The sequence below is a fragment of the Holdemania sp. 1001302B_160321_E10 genome, from assembly GCF_015552275.1.
In the GTDB taxonomy this organism is placed as follows: Bacteria; Bacillota_I; Bacilli_A; order Erysipelotrichales; family Erysipelotrichaceae; genus Holdemania.
On sequence record NZ_JADNEM010000001.1, the window covers coordinates 201190 to 218300 of the forward strand.

The 17111-nt window shown below is 52.7% G+C and carries 18 protein-coding genes and 1 other annotated feature; of the genes, 17 read left to right on the forward strand and 1 reads right to left on the reverse strand.

The window, feature by feature from the left end:
- The first annotated feature begins 164 nt into the window (after positions 1–164).
- Positions 165–379 (forward strand) — a binding site (T-box leader).
- A gap of 41 nt (positions 380–420) precedes the next feature.
- From lysS to I2D94_RS00975, 3 genes are all read left to right on the forward strand, one after another.
- Positions 421–1911 carry a lysine--tRNA ligase gene (gene lysS, locus I2D94_RS00965; RefSeq protein ID WP_195395286.1) on the forward strand — a complete coding sequence of 497 codons (1491 nt, stop codon included), beginning with the start codon at positions 421–423 and terminating at the stop codon, positions 1909–1911.
- Between the two features lie 186 nt (positions 1912–2097).
- The gene (locus I2D94_RS00970) at positions 2098–2886 is read left to right on the forward strand and encodes a MerR family transcriptional regulator (RefSeq protein ID WP_195395287.1); all 789 of its coding nucleotides are present in this window, start codon (positions 2098–2100) and stop codon (positions 2884–2886) included.
- Positions 2887–2957: 71 nt separating this feature from the next.
- On the forward strand, positions 2958–4466 hold the full coding sequence (locus I2D94_RS00975) for an FAD-dependent oxidoreductase (RefSeq protein ID WP_229056705.1): 1509 nt from the start codon (positions 2958–2960) through the stop codon (positions 4464–4466).
- Between the two features lie 151 nt (positions 4467–4617).
- On the opposite strand, the gene I2D94_RS00980 is transcribed toward I2D94_RS00975, so the two are convergent.
- Positions 4618–4950 (reverse strand): helix-turn-helix domain-containing protein, encoded by a 333-nt coding sequence (locus tag I2D94_RS00980; protein WP_072685491.1) that lies wholly within the window; start codon positions 4948–4950, stop codon positions 4618–4620.
- Positions 4951–5098: 148 nt separating this feature from the next.
- Between I2D94_RS00980 and I2D94_RS00985 the strand changes: the two genes are divergently transcribed.
- From I2D94_RS00985 to I2D94_RS01050, 14 genes are all read left to right on the forward strand, one after another.
- On the forward strand, positions 5099–5500 hold the full coding sequence (locus I2D94_RS00985) for a pyridoxamine 5'-phosphate oxidase family protein (RefSeq protein ID WP_195395288.1): 402 nt from the start codon (positions 5099–5101) through the stop codon (positions 5498–5500).
- A 60-nt stretch (positions 5501–5560) separates the two neighbouring features.
- The gene (locus tag I2D94_RS00990) at positions 5561–6166 is read left to right on the forward strand and encodes a 4Fe-4S dicluster domain-containing protein (RefSeq protein WP_195395289.1); all 606 of its coding nucleotides are present in this window, start codon (positions 5561–5563) and stop codon (positions 6164–6166) included.
- The gene (locus I2D94_RS00995) at positions 6163–6960 is read left to right on the forward strand and encodes a protein-ADP-ribose hydrolase (RefSeq protein WP_195395290.1); all 798 of its coding nucleotides are present in this window, start codon (positions 6163–6165) and stop codon (positions 6958–6960) included. Before I2D94_RS00990 ends, I2D94_RS00995 begins: the two co-directional genes overlap by 4 nt.
- 84 nt (positions 6961–7044) lie before the next feature.
- Positions 7045–7896, forward strand: a complete 852-nt coding sequence (locus I2D94_RS01000) for a Sir2 silent information regulator family NAD-dependent deacetylase (RefSeq protein WP_195395291.1) — start codon at positions 7045–7047, stop codon at positions 7894–7896.
- Positions 7897–8317: 421 nt separating this feature from the next.
- Entirely contained in the window at positions 8318–10588 is a 2271-nt protein-coding gene (locus I2D94_RS01005; protein WP_195395292.1) for a hypothetical protein, read from the forward strand.
- A 19-nt stretch (positions 10589–10607) separates the two neighbouring features.
- A complete protein-coding gene (locus I2D94_RS01010; protein WP_195395293.1) occupies positions 10608–11843 on the forward strand; it encodes a metallophosphoesterase in 1236 nt (411 codons plus the stop codon).
- A 290-nt stretch (positions 11844–12133) separates the two neighbouring features.
- Positions 12134–12649, forward strand: a complete 516-nt coding sequence (locus tag I2D94_RS01015; RefSeq protein ID WP_195395294.1) for a nitroreductase family protein — start codon at positions 12134–12136, stop codon at positions 12647–12649.
- Between the two features lie 15 nt (positions 12650–12664).
- Positions 12665–13138, forward strand: coding sequence for a flavodoxin (locus tag I2D94_RS01020; protein WP_195395295.1), 474 nt, complete (start codon positions 12665–12667; stop codon positions 13136–13138).
- A 157-nt stretch (positions 13139–13295) separates the two neighbouring features.
- Positions 13296–13940, forward strand: coding sequence for a DUF3796 domain-containing protein (locus I2D94_RS01025; protein WP_195395296.1), 645 nt, complete (start codon positions 13296–13298; stop codon positions 13938–13940).
- A 4-nt stretch (positions 13941–13944) separates the two neighbouring features.
- A complete protein-coding gene (locus tag I2D94_RS01030; protein WP_072685506.1) occupies positions 13945–14145 on the forward strand; it encodes a helix-turn-helix transcriptional regulator in 201 nt (66 codons plus the stop codon).
- A gap of 61 nt (positions 14146–14206) precedes the next feature.
- Complete coding sequence (locus I2D94_RS01035) at positions 14207–15109, forward strand: MerR family transcriptional regulator (RefSeq protein WP_195395297.1); 903 nt, start codon at positions 14207–14209, stop codon at positions 15107–15109.
- A gap of 194 nt (positions 15110–15303) precedes the next feature.
- Positions 15304–15726 (forward strand): DUF3842 family protein, encoded by a 423-nt coding sequence (locus tag I2D94_RS01040; protein WP_072685511.1) that lies wholly within the window; start codon positions 15304–15306, stop codon positions 15724–15726.
- Between the two features lie 121 nt (positions 15727–15847).
- Complete coding sequence (locus I2D94_RS01045) at positions 15848–16363, forward strand: ECF transporter S component (protein ID WP_072685512.1); 516 nt, start codon at positions 15848–15850, stop codon at positions 16361–16363.
- Positions 16360–16872: a hypothetical protein gene (locus tag I2D94_RS01050; RefSeq protein ID WP_195395298.1), complete on the forward strand. Its 513-nt coding sequence runs from the start codon at positions 16360–16362 to the stop codon at positions 16870–16872. The genes I2D94_RS01045 and I2D94_RS01050 overlap by 4 nt, the downstream gene beginning before the upstream one ends.
- Positions 16873–17111 lie beyond the last annotated feature (239 nt).

Below are 17111 nucleotides of genomic sequence, written 5' to 3' on the forward strand. Positions count from 1 at the left end.
TATCCCCGTCAATTAAGCTGCGATCCAATGAAGAATAAGCTAAACGCAGATTCAATCCGCTCTGGTTTTCCTTCCGGGAAAATTTGTAAAACCCGTTTATAAAGCTCTGAAATGACATTTCACCCGTTGACAAACAATTTGAAAATGCTATAATCTAAACGATTATTTGCGCGAGGAACAGAGGAGTAATCCGGAAACGCTGCAGCGAGAGAGTCCCGGACTGGTGAAAAGGGATATGCAGAATCCGGACGAATAAAGGCTGGGAGCGTCAACGCAGACCTGCGTTACGGGCAGACTGAAATCAATCAGTCACTAAGATGATTAAAGCGATTTAATCATGAATTAGGGTGGTACCACGATGACAACTCTCGTCCCTATCGGATTTGAGAGTTTTTTTATTAGCAAAAGGAGGAAAAGAAAATGGAACAGAAGTTATCAGAACAGGAACTGGTTCGCCGTCAGAAGATGGAGGATCTTCGGGCCAAAGGCATTGATCCGTTTGGCCATGCGTTTGCGCGCACGCACCGTTCCGCCCAGCTGCGGGAAGAATATGGCGAAGTAAGCCAGGAAGAGCTGGAAGAAAAGAAGATTCCGTGCGCCATTGCCGGCCGCATCATGACCAAGCGCCGGATGGGCAAGCTGGGCTTTATGCACTTGCAGGACCGCGACGGCCAGATTCAGGTCGTCGTCAACAAGGGCGTGGTCGGAGAAGAGGTTTACGAGCTGTTTAAGGCTGCCGATCTGGGCGATATCGTCGGGATCGAAGGCTATGTCTGCAAGACCAACACCGGCGAACTGTCGGTGAAGGCGGAGAAACTGGAGCATCTGACCAAGGCGCTGCGGCCGTTGCCGGAAAAATTCCATGGCCTGCAGGATGTTGAGGAACGTTTCAGAAGACGGTATGTCGATTTGATCATGAATGAAGACAGCCGCAAGATCGCGATGCTGCGTCCGAAAATCATCCGCGCTGTCCAGCATTATCTGGATGGTCAGGGCTTGATGGAAGTCGAAACCCCGGTGCTGCAGCCGATTTTAGGCGGCGCCGCGGCAAGACCGTTTGTGACTCATCACAACACACTGGATATGGATTTCTATCTGCGGATTGCGACGGAGCTGCCGTTAAAGCGCCTGATCGTCGGCGGACTGGAAGGGGTTTATGAAATCGGCCGCCTGTTCCGCAACGAAGGCATGGATCCGAAGCACAATCCGGAATTTACAACCGTGGAAGCGTATGTGGCTTACAGCGATATCGAAGGGATGATGTCGCTGAACGAAGGTCTGTTTGAAAGCGTTGCAATGGAAGTCTTCGGCAAGACTGACTTTACGCTGGGCGACAAGCAGATTTCCCTGAAAGCTCCGTATAAGCGCTGGCACATGGTCGACGCGGTAAAGGAAGTCACCGGCGTTGATTTCTGGAAAGCCATGAGCGTCGAGGAAGCGCTGGCTTTGGCAAAGGAACACGGCGTTGAAGTCCAGCCGCATGAACGCACAGTCGGTCATATCATCAACCTGTTCTTTGAACAGTTCTGTGAGGAAAAGATCACGCAGCCGACGTTTGTCTATGGACATCCGGTAGAGATTTCGCCGCTGGCCCGCAAGAATGCAAAGGATCCGCGGTTCACAGATCGCTTTGAGCTGTTGATTTACGGCACGGAATATTCCAACGCGTTCAGCGAGCTGAACGATCCGATTGATCAGCGCCAGCGTTTTGAGGAACAGCTGAAGCTGAAGGAAATGGGCGACGCGGAAGCCAGCGAAATGGACGTCGATTATGTTGAAGCGCTGGAATACGGCTTACCGCCGACCGGCGGCATCGGCATCGGCATCGACCGCTTCGTGATGCTGCTGACAGGTCAGGAATCAATCCGCGAGGTGCTGTTATTCCCGCACATGAAGAACCGCAACGAGTAAGAAAAAACAGAACCAGAAGAGGAATGGCTGATTCAAAGGCGATTCCTTTTTTTGTTGAATCAAGGAGGATGTTTCATTGGAATTTTTGTCGGTCATGCCTGTTTGTTTCCCAAGGGATCCGGAAATAAAAGAAACTGATAATTCAATCGTGAATAATGGTAAAATGATAGCCGAGAGGTGAAGCCTATGTTTAAAACCGGCCAGTTATCCCGGGCTTTTGAAATTGATCGAACGAGCTTGAACTATTATGTCCGCACCGGTCTGCTCAATCCGGAAATGCTGGACAATCAATATCATACCTACTCGTTTCAGGATTTCGTCGCACTTTCCTATATCCGCCATTACCGCGGTCTCGGCTTTTCCATGAGCGAGATTAAAGCGCTGACACGGCAGAGCGACAACGAGGAAAAACTCCAATATTGCCAGAATGAAATGCAGACGATTGACGATCAAATCCGCCTGCTGCGGCTGAAACAGCGCTTTCTGGAAAATTTCATCAACCTGCTTCGTTTCTATGAAAGCTATCGCGATCATCCCATGCTGCTGATGACGGAACCTTATTATTTTATCAAACGGGAAGCGTTGGGCGATCCGGTGCTGAAGGCGTTGTATAAGCAGCTGCCCAGCAATGAATTCACGGCGATCTGCGATCAGGAGTTCAAAGTGACGCTGCGGCCGCAGTCGGCGCAGGGACTGGTGCTGAAAGAAGCGTGGGTCAGGGAATTTCAGCTTCCGCTGCCGGAACAGGCTATTTTTTATCCGGCGGAACAGCGCTGCCTCTGCGCGTTTCGCGTCGGGGGAACTGCGTTTGAAACGCAGCTGCAGGCATCCTTGCGCGGTCTCTATCAGACAATGGAAAACCAGGGGGTGCGGCTGCAGCGGGAGTTCGTCATTTATCTGTTGATCAGTAAGTACAATCAGGAGGACGAATATTTCGACGTCTATGTCGATATTCCTCTGAAAACGCTTGACTGATGAATAGTTCATCAGTTTATACTTGCTTTGTGAGCGGATGAACGAGTTCTGCTTTCAAGGAGGGAAAGATTTTGAAAGAGTGTTCAAGAAGAAATTTCATCAAAGGCATGGCCGCGTCAGCGGCAACGCTGGCTGTCGGCGGTTTGTTAGCCGGATGCGCGGCGAATGAAGCGCCGAAAGCTGAAAACCAGGACGGCGGGGAACAGCGGACCTGGGATAAGGAAACGGACGTTCTGATCTTAGGCGCTGGCGGCGCGGGCATGTGCGCAGGTTACGAAGCAACCCAGGCCGGTGCGAAAGCGTTGATTCTGGAAAAAGCGGAAAGCTTCGGCGGCACGTCGATCCGTTCCGGCGGGATTATCCAGGCTTCCGGCACCGCGGCCCAGAAAAAGCTGACGAGCTATCAGGAGGATACGGCGGAAAAACATGCGCAGTATTATCTGGAAGAGGGCGAAGGCACGCTGGACGAGGAACTGGTCAAGGATATGACAGCCGGCTCGGCGGGCCATATCGAATGGCTGGAAAGTCTGGGGCTGGAGTTTACCAATGTCACCGGCTCCGCTCATGTGCCGATGGCGGATGAGAGTAATTATGCCGACCGGATTCATGGTACGGACGTCGGCGCTTCCGGGATGTTCACGGCGGTTCATGACGCGGCGGAGAAGAGCGGCGTTGAATTTATGTATAACACGGAAGCGACCAGGCTGATCGTTGAAAACGGCAAGGTTGTCGGCGCGGAAGCGTTATCGGAAGGCAAAACCATCGCGATCAAGGCGAATAAGGGTGTGATCATCGCGACATCCAGCATTGATCACAATCAGGAAATGAGCAAGGCGCTGAGTCCGAATCAGTATTATGACAATGCCAATTCGATCTGCGCGGCGGCGCCGACCAACACCGGCGACGGAATCCGGATGGCGGCGGCGATCGGCGGACAGCTGACGCATTTCGGCGGGGTCATCGACCTGACGGGCAAGACCAGCGCAGGCATTAACCGCCAGACGCCGCTGATGCCCTGTTTCTTCGTAAATAAATATGGCCGTCGTTTCGCCTGCGAAGATACGACGTATGCTCTGACTTCGCGCGAACTGTGGCGGGAGATGACCAAGACGAATCACGTCTGCTACACGATCTGCGGCCCGAATGCCGTTATGACCAAAGAAAAGCTGGATGAAATGGTGGCGTCCGGCAAAGCCTTCACGGGGGCGACGATGCAGGAGTTGGCGGCGCAGATTGACGTCGACGGCGAAAATCTGCAGGCGACGCTGGATCAGTGGAACAAGGATATCACAGAATCCGGGAAGGATCGTCAGTTTGACCGCGCGACCGGATTGGAAGTCATCGAAGGTCCGTATTATGCGTTTGAAGAAGGGTTCATGAACCTGGGCTCGATCGGCGGTCTGAAGATTACCCTGAACTGCGAAGTCGTTAACACCCAGGGCGAAGTGATTCCGGGGCTGTATGCCGCAGGCATGGCGTCCGCCGGCTGGGTGGGTCCGTTCTATCCGGGATCGGGAACCGCTTTGCTGGGTGCGATTCACTGGGGCCGCAAAGCCGGCAAGGTCGTCGGCGCGCTGTAAGTCTGCGGGCTTAAGCATTGATCAGCGGAAGTTAAATTTGATCTATTTAAAAACGACAGGATGCAAATAATGGCCTGTCGTTTTAACGTTCAAAAAGAGTGGCAAAGGTCAGAGCGGGAGGGGAATTCGCCATGAAATCGTCCTTCCTGCACTAATGCTTCATCTGATAATCCGTGCCCCACGCCTGCATCGCATCGAGCACCGGCTTTAAACTATACCCCAGTTCAGTCAGCGCGTATTCCACCCGCGGGGGCACCTCGGCATACACGGTGCGCGTCAGTAAGCCGGAAGCTTCCATTTCCCTTAACTGCGCCGTCAGAACCTTCTGCGTCACCGTACCGATCGACTTCTTCAATTCCCCGAAGCGTTTCGCCCCGGGCAGTAAATCCCGCAGAATGAGAACCTTCCATTTGTTGCTGATAAGCGTCAAAGTGACTTCCACCGGGCAGGCTGGCAGTCGCTTCTCCTGGATTGCCTCGCTCATAATCTTCCTTCTTTCCTCATTAGTATCTTTTTGGAACCTAGAGCACAATTAAGTGCTTACTTTCGTTTTGATCCCTTTAATGCTATTCTAATCCTGACGAAGGACAAACACAAGTCCTTCTGTGGAAAACCTGAAGGAGGAAAAGAAAATGCAGGAAGTGATTCAGTTCTTAAACGAAAATCCGGTTCAATACCTGGCGACGGTTGGCCGCGATGGCAAGGCGAAGTGCCGTTCGTTCATGTTTGCCGGCGAAAAAGACGGCAGGCTGTGGTTCTGCACAAACAACACGAAGGAAGTCTATCAGGATATGCTGACGAATCCCAACGTTGAGCTCAGCGCAGCCAGTCCGGCTTATGCCTGGATTCGCCTTAATGGTAAAGTTGTTTTTGAGGATAACCGTGCCGTTAAGGAAATGTGCCTTGAAAATCCGATCGTCAAAGGCCAGTATCAGACGCCGGACAATCCGATCTTCGTCGTCTTCTATCTGGCGGATGCGCACGCTGTGATCGCTGATTTCTCCGGCAATCCGCCGCAGGAATACTCGTTCTAATCGACAAACCGGCAGACCGTTGAGGTCGGCCGCTTTTTAGCACAGAAAGGGGACGAAGTCATGGAAAAGGAAGATATTTTAAAAATCTTGCAGGAAGACATTCATTCGGTAATCGTCGCGACGCTGGATGACGAAGGCCGGCCGCAGACCCGTGCGATCGACATCATGCTGATCGAAGACAGGAAACCGATCTTTTTGACTGCGCGTGGAAAAGCTTTCTATGATCAGCTGACAACGCAGAAGTTTATCGCGTTGTCAGGCGTAAAGGCCGGCATTTCCGTCTCGCTGCGAGGCAAGGTCCGACCGGCGGATCCGGGATTGCTGGAGCGGGCTTTCCAACAGAATCCCTACATGCAGATGATTTATCCGGGAACGACCCGGCAGGCGTTGGTCATGTTTGAGCTTTATGAAGGACAGGGCGAAATTTTCTATCTTAATCCGCGGCCGGTTTACCGCCAGCGCTTTACGATCGGCCTAGCTCAACCGGCAGGCATGCGGTATGGGATCATGGCGAAGTGCGACGGCTGCGGCGTTTGTCTGAGTGTTTGTCCGCAGCAGTGTATTGCGTTGATCGGTAAGCAGGCGCAGATTCAACAGGAACATTGTCTGCATTGTGGACAGTGCCAGCTGCATTGCCCGAAGCACGCTGTGGTGCGCGAACCATGAATCAGGATGAACGCTGTACCTGGCTGATCCGTCAACTTCTGCGTGAACAGAGATGGGAAGAGCAGATTGAAATCCCTGATCAATTTTCCCAGCGCCAGCACTTGCTGCGCGGTCTGATGAACGTGCGCCCGCCCTGGCCGATGGATCCAAAGTGGCTGCGGATTCAGGACGATTATTTACAGACAGAGCTGAATTCTTCTGTCATATCCGACGCGGCCACATTGCCTGAGTTGGAACCGGGCATCAGTTTGTGGCAGGGCGACATTACCAAAATCAAGGCGGATGCGATCGTCAATGCCGCCAACAACGCGCTGCTAGGCTGCTTCATACCCAATCATGGCTGCATTGACAACGCGATTCATTCTGCCGCCGGGATCCAGCTGCGGCTGGCATGCCAGACCTTGAGGGAAAATCAGAATATGCCGGAGCCGGTCGGTCAGGCTGAAATCACGCCGGGGTTCAATTTGCCGGCTTTGTGGGTGCTGCATACCGTCGGTCCGCAGGTCCGCGGCGTGCTGACCTCACGGCATTGCGAGCAGCTGGCAGCCTGTTATACCGCATGTTTACAGAAAGCGGCCGCCTGTCAGCTGAAAACGCTGGTCTTCTGCTGCATCTCGACGGGAGAATATCATTTTCCTTCCCAGACTGCCGCGCAGATTGCGATTCGTACGGTCCGGACGTTTTTAAGGAAAAATGACGAACCGTTGAAAGTCGTGTTTAATGTGTTCCGCGATCACGACGCCCAACTTTACCGCGCAGGATTGGGCTGTGCTGAAGAGGAAGACAACCGGTGAAAATTGCTGATCTGAAAACAGGATCCGCGGCTTCTATCCGAGCGATGAAAGAACGTTCAATACGTCAGAAAGGTGAGATTTACGATGAAAGATCAACGAGCCAGCACTGTGGAAAATTCCATCACAGCCTTGCGGAAAGCGCTGAATGAGGCGCAGGCGGTTGTGATCGGCGCGGGGGCCGGCTTATCCATCAGCGCCGGCTTCACGATTTCCGGTCCCCGGTTTTATGAATATTTTCAGGATTTCGCGGATACGTATGGATTTCAGGACATGTATTCCGGCGGCTTTTATCCGTTTACAACGCTGGAAGAATATTGGGCTTACTGGAGCCGTTATATTGAGCTGAACCGCTATCGCCCTGCGGAGTGTCCGGTTTATGAAGAACTATGGGAACTGGTAAAGGGAAAGGACTACTTCGTGATCACGACGAATGTCGATCATCAGTTTCAGAAAGCAGGTTTTGACCGCCGCCGGTTGTTTTATATGCAGGGAGATTACGGATTATGGCAATGCAGCGTGCCGTGTCATCAGAAAACCTATGACAATGAGGCGCTTGTGCATGAAATGGTCCGGTCGCAAACCCATCTTCGGATCCCCTCCCGGCTGATTCCCCGTTGTCCCCGCTGCGGCAAACCGATGAGTATGAATCTGCGGATTGATTCCTCATTTGTCGAAGATGAAGGCTGGCATGCGGCATCACAGCGTTATGGTGAATTTCTCCGGCAGCATATGCACAAAAGAATTTTGTTTCTGGAGCTGGGCGTGGGCTTGAACACGCCGGGGATTATAAAATACCCTTTCTGGCAGATGACAGCGCAGAATTCCAAAGCAATTTATGCCTGCATCAATAAAACGGAAGCGCTATGCCCGGAAGAGCTTGCAAAACAGGCGATCTGTATTCAACAGGATATCGGTCTGGTTCTTGCCCAGCTGTAATTTCACATCTTCGTTTGAGCGGAGAGAGAAGTGCTGAAAAGAAGACGTCTGTCTGAACTTCATTTTTGTCCGCCTGGTAATGAATAAGAGGAACGACCAGAGAACTTGTCATAAATCGAAATGGTCAGGAGACTGACCTTTTTGACGTGGGAATCCACAATGGGATGGAAAGCAGGCCGATGTCTTGACAAGACCTGGACTCTGCGGTTTCTAACGAAGGGGATTGATGAGAAGCGGACTCTGCGGTTTCAATGAGCGGAGTTTTGATCATCATGACGAGCGCAGCGGCAAAGTGAAAATTCACGATAGAAGTGAAAAAGGAGATCAAAAGAACTTGAAACTTGTCCTGATCTGTTAGAAACTTACATCAGAAGACTCTGGATCTTCATCGGACATCCGGAGGATTAAAGGAGCGGAACCAATGAAATTAGAATTAACGGCAACAGGGAAAATCAAATACTGTGTTTTTCATGCGGAAGCTGTACCCTTTCGTCAGGATGACTATGGCGGCCCGGCGTGGCAGTGCCGCTTAGGAGAGGAACTGCGCACGTCAACTTCGCCGCGTTTTAAGGAAGGCTGGTTTAAGGAAGCGTTCTTCGGGGTTGAACTGCGCTATCGTTTCCAGACGGAAGGAGATAGTCTGATCATCGAGGCGGAAGCGGAGAACCAAAGCTCGCAGACAATGCCGCTGGATCAGCTGGGGCTGCGCATCGGTCTGGATTGCTGCATGGAAAGCTATCCGCAATGGGACACGGTATTTGCGCCGACGCTATTGCGGTGTGAGAAAACATACTTCTGGGGTTTTCTGTCCAGTCCTTCAGGCCGGCGGCTTGGAATTTACAGCCCGGATCCGATCGCCAGCTGGCATCTCGACTACAACCGGTTTTTCGCGGATGGCGGACATCGGATCATGACGTTCTGTCTGGACTTTCTGCAAAGCGGGAAGCTGCCGGACCGGCATCCTCAATCCCGGCCGCTTAAGCCGTGGGAAACGCGCCGGTGGCGGATTGAAATCGCCGAGCTGGCTGCAGAACAAGCGGTGCCATCGTGGCTGGCGGAAAAGGGCGTACCGGTTTTTGCGGGCGAGCGCTGGAGCGCGGAATGCGGAAGTGTGCTGGAATTTGAACTGTTGTCCCGGACGGAACCAACGCTGTTGGCAGAGGGACGGGCGGTGCCTTGTTCGCTGAAAAAGCCGGGCGTATACACAGTGCGGCTGAAATCGGACCAGCCCCGCGAACTTCGTCTGACGGCCTCGAATGGGAAGCATCAGAGTGAAGCGTGGGTTCAGTTTATCCATCCATGGCGGACGATCATGGAAGAAGCGGCGCGGCAGGCGCTGAGTCAGCCGCAGAAAATGGGAACGCATTGCGAGAGCTGGTATGGTTTGTTTACCGGCGCGGCCGCGATCCTTCATGATCTGGATTTTGACCGTGCGGCATATCTTAAAAAGGTTCGCGAGCTGGTGCCGCTGGGCTTTGACGTTGAACAAGGCTGTCCGACTGTGCATCCTGGCCGAATTCAGAATACCGCCTGCATGATCGGTTTGATGGCGGATCTCGGCGCCGCGCTGCACAGTGACGAACCGCTGGAACTGGGCGCGAGACTGGCTGACTGGCTGATCGAGCACAGTCAGCGGGAAGACGGCGCTTTCTGCAACGGCAAAGGAAAGCACTACACGAGTGTTATTTATATTGCGAAAAGCCTGCTTGAACTGGTTCTGGAAGAACGCCGGCAGCCGGAAGCTTTATGGCAGGCGCGCGCCCAGCGGCATTTTGAGGCGGCGAAGCGGGCGGTTGACGAGCTGGCGCTGCATCGGGATAACATAGAAACCGAAGGCCAGGCCACGCTGGAGGACGGCATGCTGACCTGCTCTGTCGCGCAGCTGACGATGCTGGCGAAAATGCTGGAGCCGGAAGCACGCCGGCCGTATATTGAAGCGGCAGAATGCTTAGTCCGCAAGCATCGCTGTCTGGAACGGACCGTCGTGGCGGACAGCCGCTGCAGCGGGACGACGCTGCGGTTTTGGGAAGCGCAGTACGACGTGCTGACGATGGGCAACATGATCAATTCTCCGCACGGCTGGAGCGCCTGGAAGGTGTACGGCATGATCGATCTGTATCTGCTGAGCGGCCGGCGTGACTATCTGATCGACGCGATGAATACGCTGATGAGCTGCGTCAGTCTGCTGGATGTGGAAAACAAAACGCTGAACTGGGCGTTTGTGCCCGATCCGCACCGCGAGGTCATGTCCTTCGTTGGGGATCCGGAAAACCCCGGCCGCGGAAAGTTTCAGGCGCGGACGATCGCAGAGGAGCGCGTCGGGATGATCAGCGGCTGGTATCATGCACCTGAAAATACCGCGGTGTTTGGATATCTTGGCAGCTGGCCGGACGTGACGACCGATCAGGGCGGCTGCTGCGACAACGATGTGCATGAGATTTTCAAATGCGTGGAGGAAGTCATCTTAACCCGCGCCTATGTTCATGAAGAAGACGGCCGATGGGACGCATTTCACTGCACCGTGGAAAACACGGCAGAGGGACTGACGATCCGGCCGCGGGAAGCGTTAGTAGATCAAGTTCATGTCCAGCTGACGCAGCCGATGAACATCACAGTGGAGTTTGCCGGCGAGCGAGTGACCGCCCGGCTGCAAAGCGGCTGGATCATTCGGACAGGAACTTGGGCAGAGTGAGGCGGCAGGGAGGAAGAGAATGTCGGGAAAATGGAAGATCGGGGTTGCGGTCAGCGCCCTGTTGTTAGGCGGCTGCGTCAAAGCGGGTACGCTGCCGAAGAAGAACGAACCGCTGACGCTCGTCATCGCCACGGATCTGCATTATTTAGCGCCGGAGCTGCACGATCAGGGCGAGCGCTTTCAACGATTGATTGAGGAAAGCGACGGCAAGCTGACGGAAAAGAGCGAAGCTCTCGTTGATCAGTTCGTACAGGAAATGCTGCAGAAGAAACCGCAGGCCGTCCTGCTGAGCGGTGATCTGACCTTCAACGGCGAAAAGCTCAGCTATCAGCGGCTGGCGCGGAAGCTGCAGGTTTTGACGGAAGCGGGCATCGACGTGTGGGTAATTCCCGGCAATCATGATCTAAATAACGCCTCGGCGGCTTCGTTCAGTCAGGCTCAGGCTCGTCACGTCGAATCGGTCGACGCGGCGGAGTTTGCCGCGATCTACCAGAATCTGACCTGTCATCCCGCAATCAGCTGCGATCCTCAATCGCTGAGCTGCCTCGTTCCATTAGCGGAAGACGTTCAGCTGCTGCTGATCGACGCCAATCGTCCGGAAGATCCGGGCGCCGTGAGCGAAGAAACGCAGCGCTGGATCGAGCGTCAGCTGGAAAAAGCGCAGGCAGATCAACAAACCATACTCTCCCTCAGCCATCAGAATCTGGCCGATCACACGGCGATGTTCTCCTATGGATTTACCGCGCGGGGGGCGGCATCCGTCCGAGCGCTGCTCAGCACTTATGATGTGCGCGTGAATTTCAGCGGACATATGCATATTCAGCATATCCAGAAGCAGGAGGGGCTTGTGGATGTCGCAACATCCTCCTTGTCCGTCACGCCGCTGCACTACGGTGTGATCACGCTGGATGCGGACCGCACGCTGCATTATCAGACCGAATCGCTGGCCGATCCTGACTTGCAAAGTCAGGCAAAGCTTTGTTTTGATCAGACGACCCGGCGGCAGATGCAAAGCGCGCTTGAGGTGCTGAAACTGAGCCCGCAGGAAACGGCGGCGATGATCGAGCTGGCGGTAATGATGAATGATGAAATTTTTGACGGAACACTGGCGGAAAACAAGCCGCGGATCCGACAGGATGCAGCCTGGTATTTATGGCAAAGGGAAGGGAAAGACTTGTTTTTCGGTCAGTATCTGGAAGCGATGTGGAACGAAGCGACGCCGGACAATAATGAAATCACGCTCCCGCTGCGGTGAACTAAAAACCGAACGATATTCCTTTCGCCAATATCCGAAGCCGGACGCAATCCGGCAATTCAATTTAACAGGGATCGAAAGGGAACCTTTGTTGCTCTGCGGAAAATGAATCGCAGACCAGAGAAGATAAGCATTTTACATTTGCAAAATCTGGAACTATACTGAAGATGAATCAGGAAGAATCTGAGCGTCTGCGGTATTTTTTCATTCCTTTCGTTTATTCGGACAAGGAAGATCCATGGAGAAAGTATAAAATGCCGGAGGCGGACAGGTTAAAGGAGGCATGAAAGATGGAATTCACTCAAGTTGTTCAAAACCGTTACTCGTGTAAGAAATTCGACGGCCGGCCTGTGGAAAAAACGCAGCTGGAAGCGATTTTAGAAGCTGGAAGGCGGGCGCCGACAGCGAAGAATCTGCAGGAACAGAGAATTTACGTCATCCAGTCCCAAACCCTACTGGCAAAGTTGGATCAGGTCACGCCATGCCGGTATAACGCGTCCACGGTCGTGGTGGTCGCTTTCGATAAGAACAATGTGTTCACCTATCCGGGCGGACAGCGTGACTCCGGCGTCGAAGATGCGACGATCGTCGCGACGCACATGCTGCTGGCAGCGGAAAACGCAGGCGTCGACAGCTGCTGGGTCAATCTCTTCAATCCGGAAGAAATGGCAAAGATGTTGAATTTGCCGGAGAATGAAGAAGTGCTGATGGTTCTCGATCTGGGGTATGCGGCAGAAGGCTTTAAAGCACTGCCGGCGCACAGTCAGCGCAAGCCGCTTGCCGAGACCGTGACTTATTTGGAGTAGAAGGAGGAAAAAGGGATGAGTAAAAAATTAGTCGCTTATTTTTCAGCCAGCGGAGTAACCGGGAAAGTTGCCAAAACTCTGGCTTCCGCCATCCATGCCGATCTGTTTCAGATTGAGCCGGCGACGCCCTATACCGATGCCGATTTAAACTGGAATGATCCGCAATCCCGCAGTTCCGTGGAAATGCGGGATAAAACATCCCGGCCTCAAGTGAAAAACAAAGTGGAAATGATGGAGGACTATGACACAATCTTCGTCGGATTTCCGATCTGGTGGTATGTCGCGCCGACGATCATCAACACTTTTTTGGAACAATATGATCTGACTGGGAAAAAGGTGATTCCCTTCGCGACCTCCGGTTCCAGCGGGATGGGCAATACCAACGCGGAACTCCGGGGCTCCTGTTCCGGCGCACTTCTTTGCGAAGGCCAGCGCTTCGCTTCCTCGATTGGGGCTGATGCGCTGAAAGCCTGGGCTGATTCATTCTAAAATACTGCTGAAGCACTGTGGAGAACCGCGGTGCTTTTTTTCATATTGAATCTAAAAAATAAAATGTGATCTATTTATCTCAAAGTGATTGACTTTTGAAAGATGTGTGATATATTTATCTCATAAAGAGAGAAATATATCTCTTGGAGGTGCTCTGATGAATCGAAAGTCAATGACACGTTGGCTGCTTGCCGGGGGTCTGGTTCTGGCGGTGATGCTGGCGTCCTGTGCTTACTCTGTCCTTTACAATGAAAGCCGTTGGGTCGCACCGATGGACTTATCCACCTATCAGTTCCGGATGGAGGATCTGCCGATGTTGATCGCGGTGCCGCTGTTTGCCGTATATATTCTGGCGTCGGGCTTCCGTTTGTTTCAAGCCGCAAGACGGCAGCGTCTGCAGGATCAGCCGGGCTACACCCGGCATCTGGATCCGCGGATGGGGTTGTTTGGTTTATTTGGATTTCTGGGCTTTCTTGGTTTCTGGACCTATGCAGCCCAGCGTGTGATCTTTCCGTTTTTCTTCTTCATCTTCTTCGGCTTTTTCGGCTTCTACTACGAAGGCAAGCTGTCTGATACGCTGGCGGATGAAATGTTTGAGGAACACCGTCTGAAAGCGCAGTTAAAAGCGTATAAGATCGGCATGAGCCTGATCTTCCTGATGCTGTGGCTGGTCGGCTTTGGTTTATTCAGTCAACAGCTGGACTATGTCGCGATTTATCTGACCATCGGAATTTCCCTGGCCTATGCCGTTACGGTGTTCATGAGCGAATATCTGTTATATCGCTATGAACGTCAGGAGTAGAACGATGCCGGAATTTACCTGTCAGTTAAAACAATACCGCCTCGCCAGGGGCCTGACGCAGGAACAGCTGGCGGAGCTGGTGCATGTCCGCCGGGAAACGATCATGCGGCTGGAAAAAGCCCAGTACAACCCGTCGTTAAAGCTGGCGATTGATATCTCCCGCGTTGTTGAACAGCCGATCGAAAAGCTTTTTATCTTTGATTGAGGAATTTTGCTTGACCCGGACGCCGCGTCCGGGCTTACACTGAGGCTGCGAGGTGAAAAAGATGCGAATGAACGAAGCGGCTGAACAGCTCGGACTGAGTCAGCGGGCGATTAAATACTATGAAAAAGAAGGGCTGCTGAAAGTGAAGCGGGATGAAAATGGCTACCGCAACTTCGATGAACATGATCTGGAACGTTTGAAAAAGATTACGCTGTACCGCAAGCTGGGGATCGCAGTTAAGGATATCGAAAACTTACTGAAAACGGAAGATTCCGCGCGGCTGCGGGAAATTCTTGCGCAGAAGCGTGATCAGCTGCGGCAGGATCAGACACAACTGCAGTTGCTTGAAAAGTATCTCAACGACGGCAATCTTGACGAAGCATTCCAGCAAATCGACTACGAAACGATCGGTCAGGCAATTCAGGACATGTTCCCGGGCTTTACCGGCTATTACTTTATGCATCATTTCATGCCCTATTTACAGATCCGGATCACAACGCCCGAGCAGCAGGAAGCTTATCAGCGGATCCTGGCGTTCTGGGATACGGCGACCATCAAAATCCCGTTGGTGACGCGGCTGATCAGTTATCTCCAATACAAGCTGAATCGCCTGGATTTATTTGATCAGACGGAAATGATGGAAAAGCGCATGCGGCAGATGCTTGAAATGAGCGAGCACGATTATGAAAAGCTGAAAAAACAGGTGTTAAGCGGGGTGAAGCTGAAGACGAGCTTCCCGATGAAATACCAACCAGTCTTCGTCAGTCAGCGTAAATTCATGAAGCGGCTTCAAGATGCCGGATATAACGATCTTTTTATTCCAAGCATGATCGCGCTGTCGCCTGCTTACAAACGCTATCACGACGCATTGACAGCGATTAATCGGCGGTTGTGCGACGATCTGGGCCTGTATTACGATTCCAACTATGTGCTGAGGCTGAAGAAAAAGGCTACGGCTCAATAAGAGGCCGGCGCGAAGAAGGGGCAGATAGCTCTGAACGCGCCGGTTTTTCTGCGATTTCCAACCGGAAATACAGAAATAGCGCAAATTCAGCGTTGGCTGGCTCTTATCCTTTTTCATTGAAATCACAAAAAAAAGCTTGACCTGGAGCTAACTACAGGTGTTAATGTAATAGAAGACGAAATGAGGGATCCTGGATGAAAACAGATGCGCCGTTAGTTGTGGTTATTGATGGCCAGGGCGGCATGATCGGACGGAAACTGTGCGATCAGCTGCTTGAAACAAAGCCGGAAATGAATCTGTTAGCGCTGGGCACCAACAGCGCCGCTACGTCCGCAATGCTCAAAGGCAAGGTGCATCAGGCAGCGACGGGGGAAAACCCGGTTCTGGCCGCAGCGCGGCGGGCCGCGGTGATCGCGGGCCCGGCCTCGATTGTCGTCGCGGATTCGATGCTTGGGGAAATCACGCCGAAGATGGCAGCCGCGATTGGACAGAGCGAGGCGGAGAAGGTTCTGATTCCGCTGAACCGCTGCGGCATTCTGATCGCCGGGGTGCAGGAGTGTCCGGTCGATGAGCTGATTGAAAAAGCGGCGGCGATGATCCTGAAGCTGATCGTCTGATTCAGGATTCCGGCTGCAGCCGGAATCTTACGTCTTACCGGAAACAAAAAAAGCGAATGCGGAAATCACGAAGGTTTCCAAGCGGCAGAGCACTGTTGTTTTTGAGTAGGAGCAAACAAAGATGAAAAACACGAAACACTTGATTTTTACTGCCTTGTGCATGGCCTTAGGCGTCGTTTTGCCGATGGCTTTCCACATGATTCCCAACGCCGGCAGCGTGATGCTGCCGATGCATATCCCGGTTCTGCTGTGCGGCCTGGTCTGCGGTCCGGTTCTCGGCTTGATCTGCGGGATTTTCACCCCGGTTTTATCGTCGTTGATCACGGGGATGCCGGGGCCGGCCTATCTGCCAAGCATGATCTGTGAGCTGGCGGTGTATGGTTTGCTTGCCGGAGTGATGATCAAGCTGATCAAAACGGAAAAACCGCTGGTGAACCTGTACGCTTCGTTAATCACAGCGATGATCGGCGGCCGGATTGTGTATGGTCTGATGAACGCTTTGATTTTCAGAGCCGGGGCATATTCAATTCAGATGTGGATGACGGCGTCGTTCGTCACGGCGCTGCCGGGGATTATCCTGCAGCTGCTGCTTCTGCCGGCCGTCGTTTACGCGCTGCAGAAGGCGAAACTGGCGTGAGTGAGCTGAACAAGATTCTGCTTTGGCATGCCGGACAGTATCCGGCGATGCAGCCGCAGGATGCGGTGAAGCTGATTTATCAGAACGAATTCGGCTGCGAGCATTTGATCGAAGATCCATCGGGGATGCTGGCATATTTAAAGCGGGAGATCGCCGAGAACGCCCAGCCAAAAGCTGAACGTTGTTGGGATGAGATCGGCAATGGGTTGGTCCGGCTGCATCTGGCCGGGCTTAAGGAACACGACGCGGAAGCGATCCTGGACGCAATGCGGCAGACGGCCGCTCAGCACTCAGGCTCGGAAGACAGCTTTCAGTCGAAATTGAAAGAAATGCGCCGGTTATGTCAGGCGAATAAGCTGCCGTTTGACGAACAAACGCTGAACGCCTGGCTGGCCGGTTATCCGGGCGGCCCGGTTCATCATTCCGCCATTTTCCGCAGTCAGCATCATCCTGCCTACCGGGTCATGTTGCGAAGTCTGGCTGAGGCCCTGAGAAATCAAAATTCCTGAATATGAATTTCCCCAGATCAAACGAAAGTTAAAATCGAAAGCAGGGAAAAGAAAGGTTCTATAAATTTTGGTGTTGGTAGAAACCAACGCCTTTTTTTCTTGAGCATAAAAAAAAGAGACATAGGTAAGAATTTCCGTTACAATAAAATCACCACAAATTACAGAAAGGAAATCTCACTATGTCCATTACTCATTCTATCGTATCTGTTCTCAATTTAAAAGATCCTCATCTTCATTTC

What these genes read in the sequence shown, in the direction of transcription:
- I2D94_RS01035 (WP_195395297.1), top strand. Translation starts at nt 14,207, where the DNA reads ATGCGAATGAACGAAGCGGCTGAACAGCTCGGACTGAGTCAGCGGGCG.
- I2D94_RS01025 (WP_195395296.1), top strand. Translation starts at nt 13,296, where the DNA reads ATGAATCGAAAGTCAATGACACGTTGGCTGCTTGCCGGGGGTCTGGTT.
- lysS (WP_195395286.1), top strand. Translation starts at nt 421, where the DNA reads ATGGAACAGAAGTTATCAGAACAGGAACTGGTTCGCCGTCAGAAGATG.
- I2D94_RS01015 (WP_195395294.1), top strand. Translation starts at nt 12,134, where the DNA reads ATGGAATTCACTCAAGTTGTTCAAAACCGTTACTCGTGTAAGAAATTC.
- I2D94_RS00970 (WP_195395287.1), top strand. Translation starts at nt 2,098, where the DNA reads ATGTTTAAAACCGGCCAGTTATCCCGGGCTTTTGAAATTGATCGAACG.
- I2D94_RS00985 (WP_195395288.1), top strand. Translation starts at nt 5,099, where the DNA reads ATGCAGGAAGTGATTCAGTTCTTAAACGAAAATCCGGTTCAATACCTG.
- I2D94_RS01040 (WP_072685511.1), top strand. Translation starts at nt 15,304, where the DNA reads ATGAAAACAGATGCGCCGTTAGTTGTGGTTATTGATGGCCAGGGCGGC.
- I2D94_RS01045 (WP_072685512.1), top strand. Translation starts at nt 15,848, where the DNA reads ATGAAAAACACGAAACACTTGATTTTTACTGCCTTGTGCATGGCCTTA.
- I2D94_RS01005 (WP_195395292.1), top strand. Translation starts at nt 8,318, where the DNA reads ATGAAATTAGAATTAACGGCAACAGGGAAAATCAAATACTGTGTTTTT.
- I2D94_RS01030 (WP_072685506.1), top strand. Translation starts at nt 13,945, where the DNA reads ATGCCGGAATTTACCTGTCAGTTAAAACAATACCGCCTCGCCAGGGGC.
- I2D94_RS00990 (WP_195395289.1), top strand. Translation starts at nt 5,561, where the DNA reads ATGGAAAAGGAAGATATTTTAAAAATCTTGCAGGAAGACATTCATTCG.
- I2D94_RS00995 (WP_195395290.1), top strand. Translation starts at nt 6,163, where the DNA reads ATGAATCAGGATGAACGCTGTACCTGGCTGATCCGTCAACTTCTGCGT.
- I2D94_RS01010 (WP_195395293.1), top strand. Translation starts at nt 10,608, where the DNA reads ATGTCGGGAAAATGGAAGATCGGGGTTGCGGTCAGCGCCCTGTTGTTA.
- I2D94_RS01000 (WP_195395291.1), top strand. Translation starts at nt 7,045, where the DNA reads ATGAAAGATCAACGAGCCAGCACTGTGGAAAATTCCATCACAGCCTTG.
- I2D94_RS00980 (WP_072685491.1), bottom strand. Translation starts at nt 4,950, where the DNA reads ATGAGCGAGGCAATCCAGGAGAAGCGACTGCCAGCCTGCCCGGTGGAA.
- I2D94_RS01020 (WP_195395295.1), top strand. Translation starts at nt 12,665, where the DNA reads ATGAGTAAAAAATTAGTCGCTTATTTTTCAGCCAGCGGAGTAACCGGG.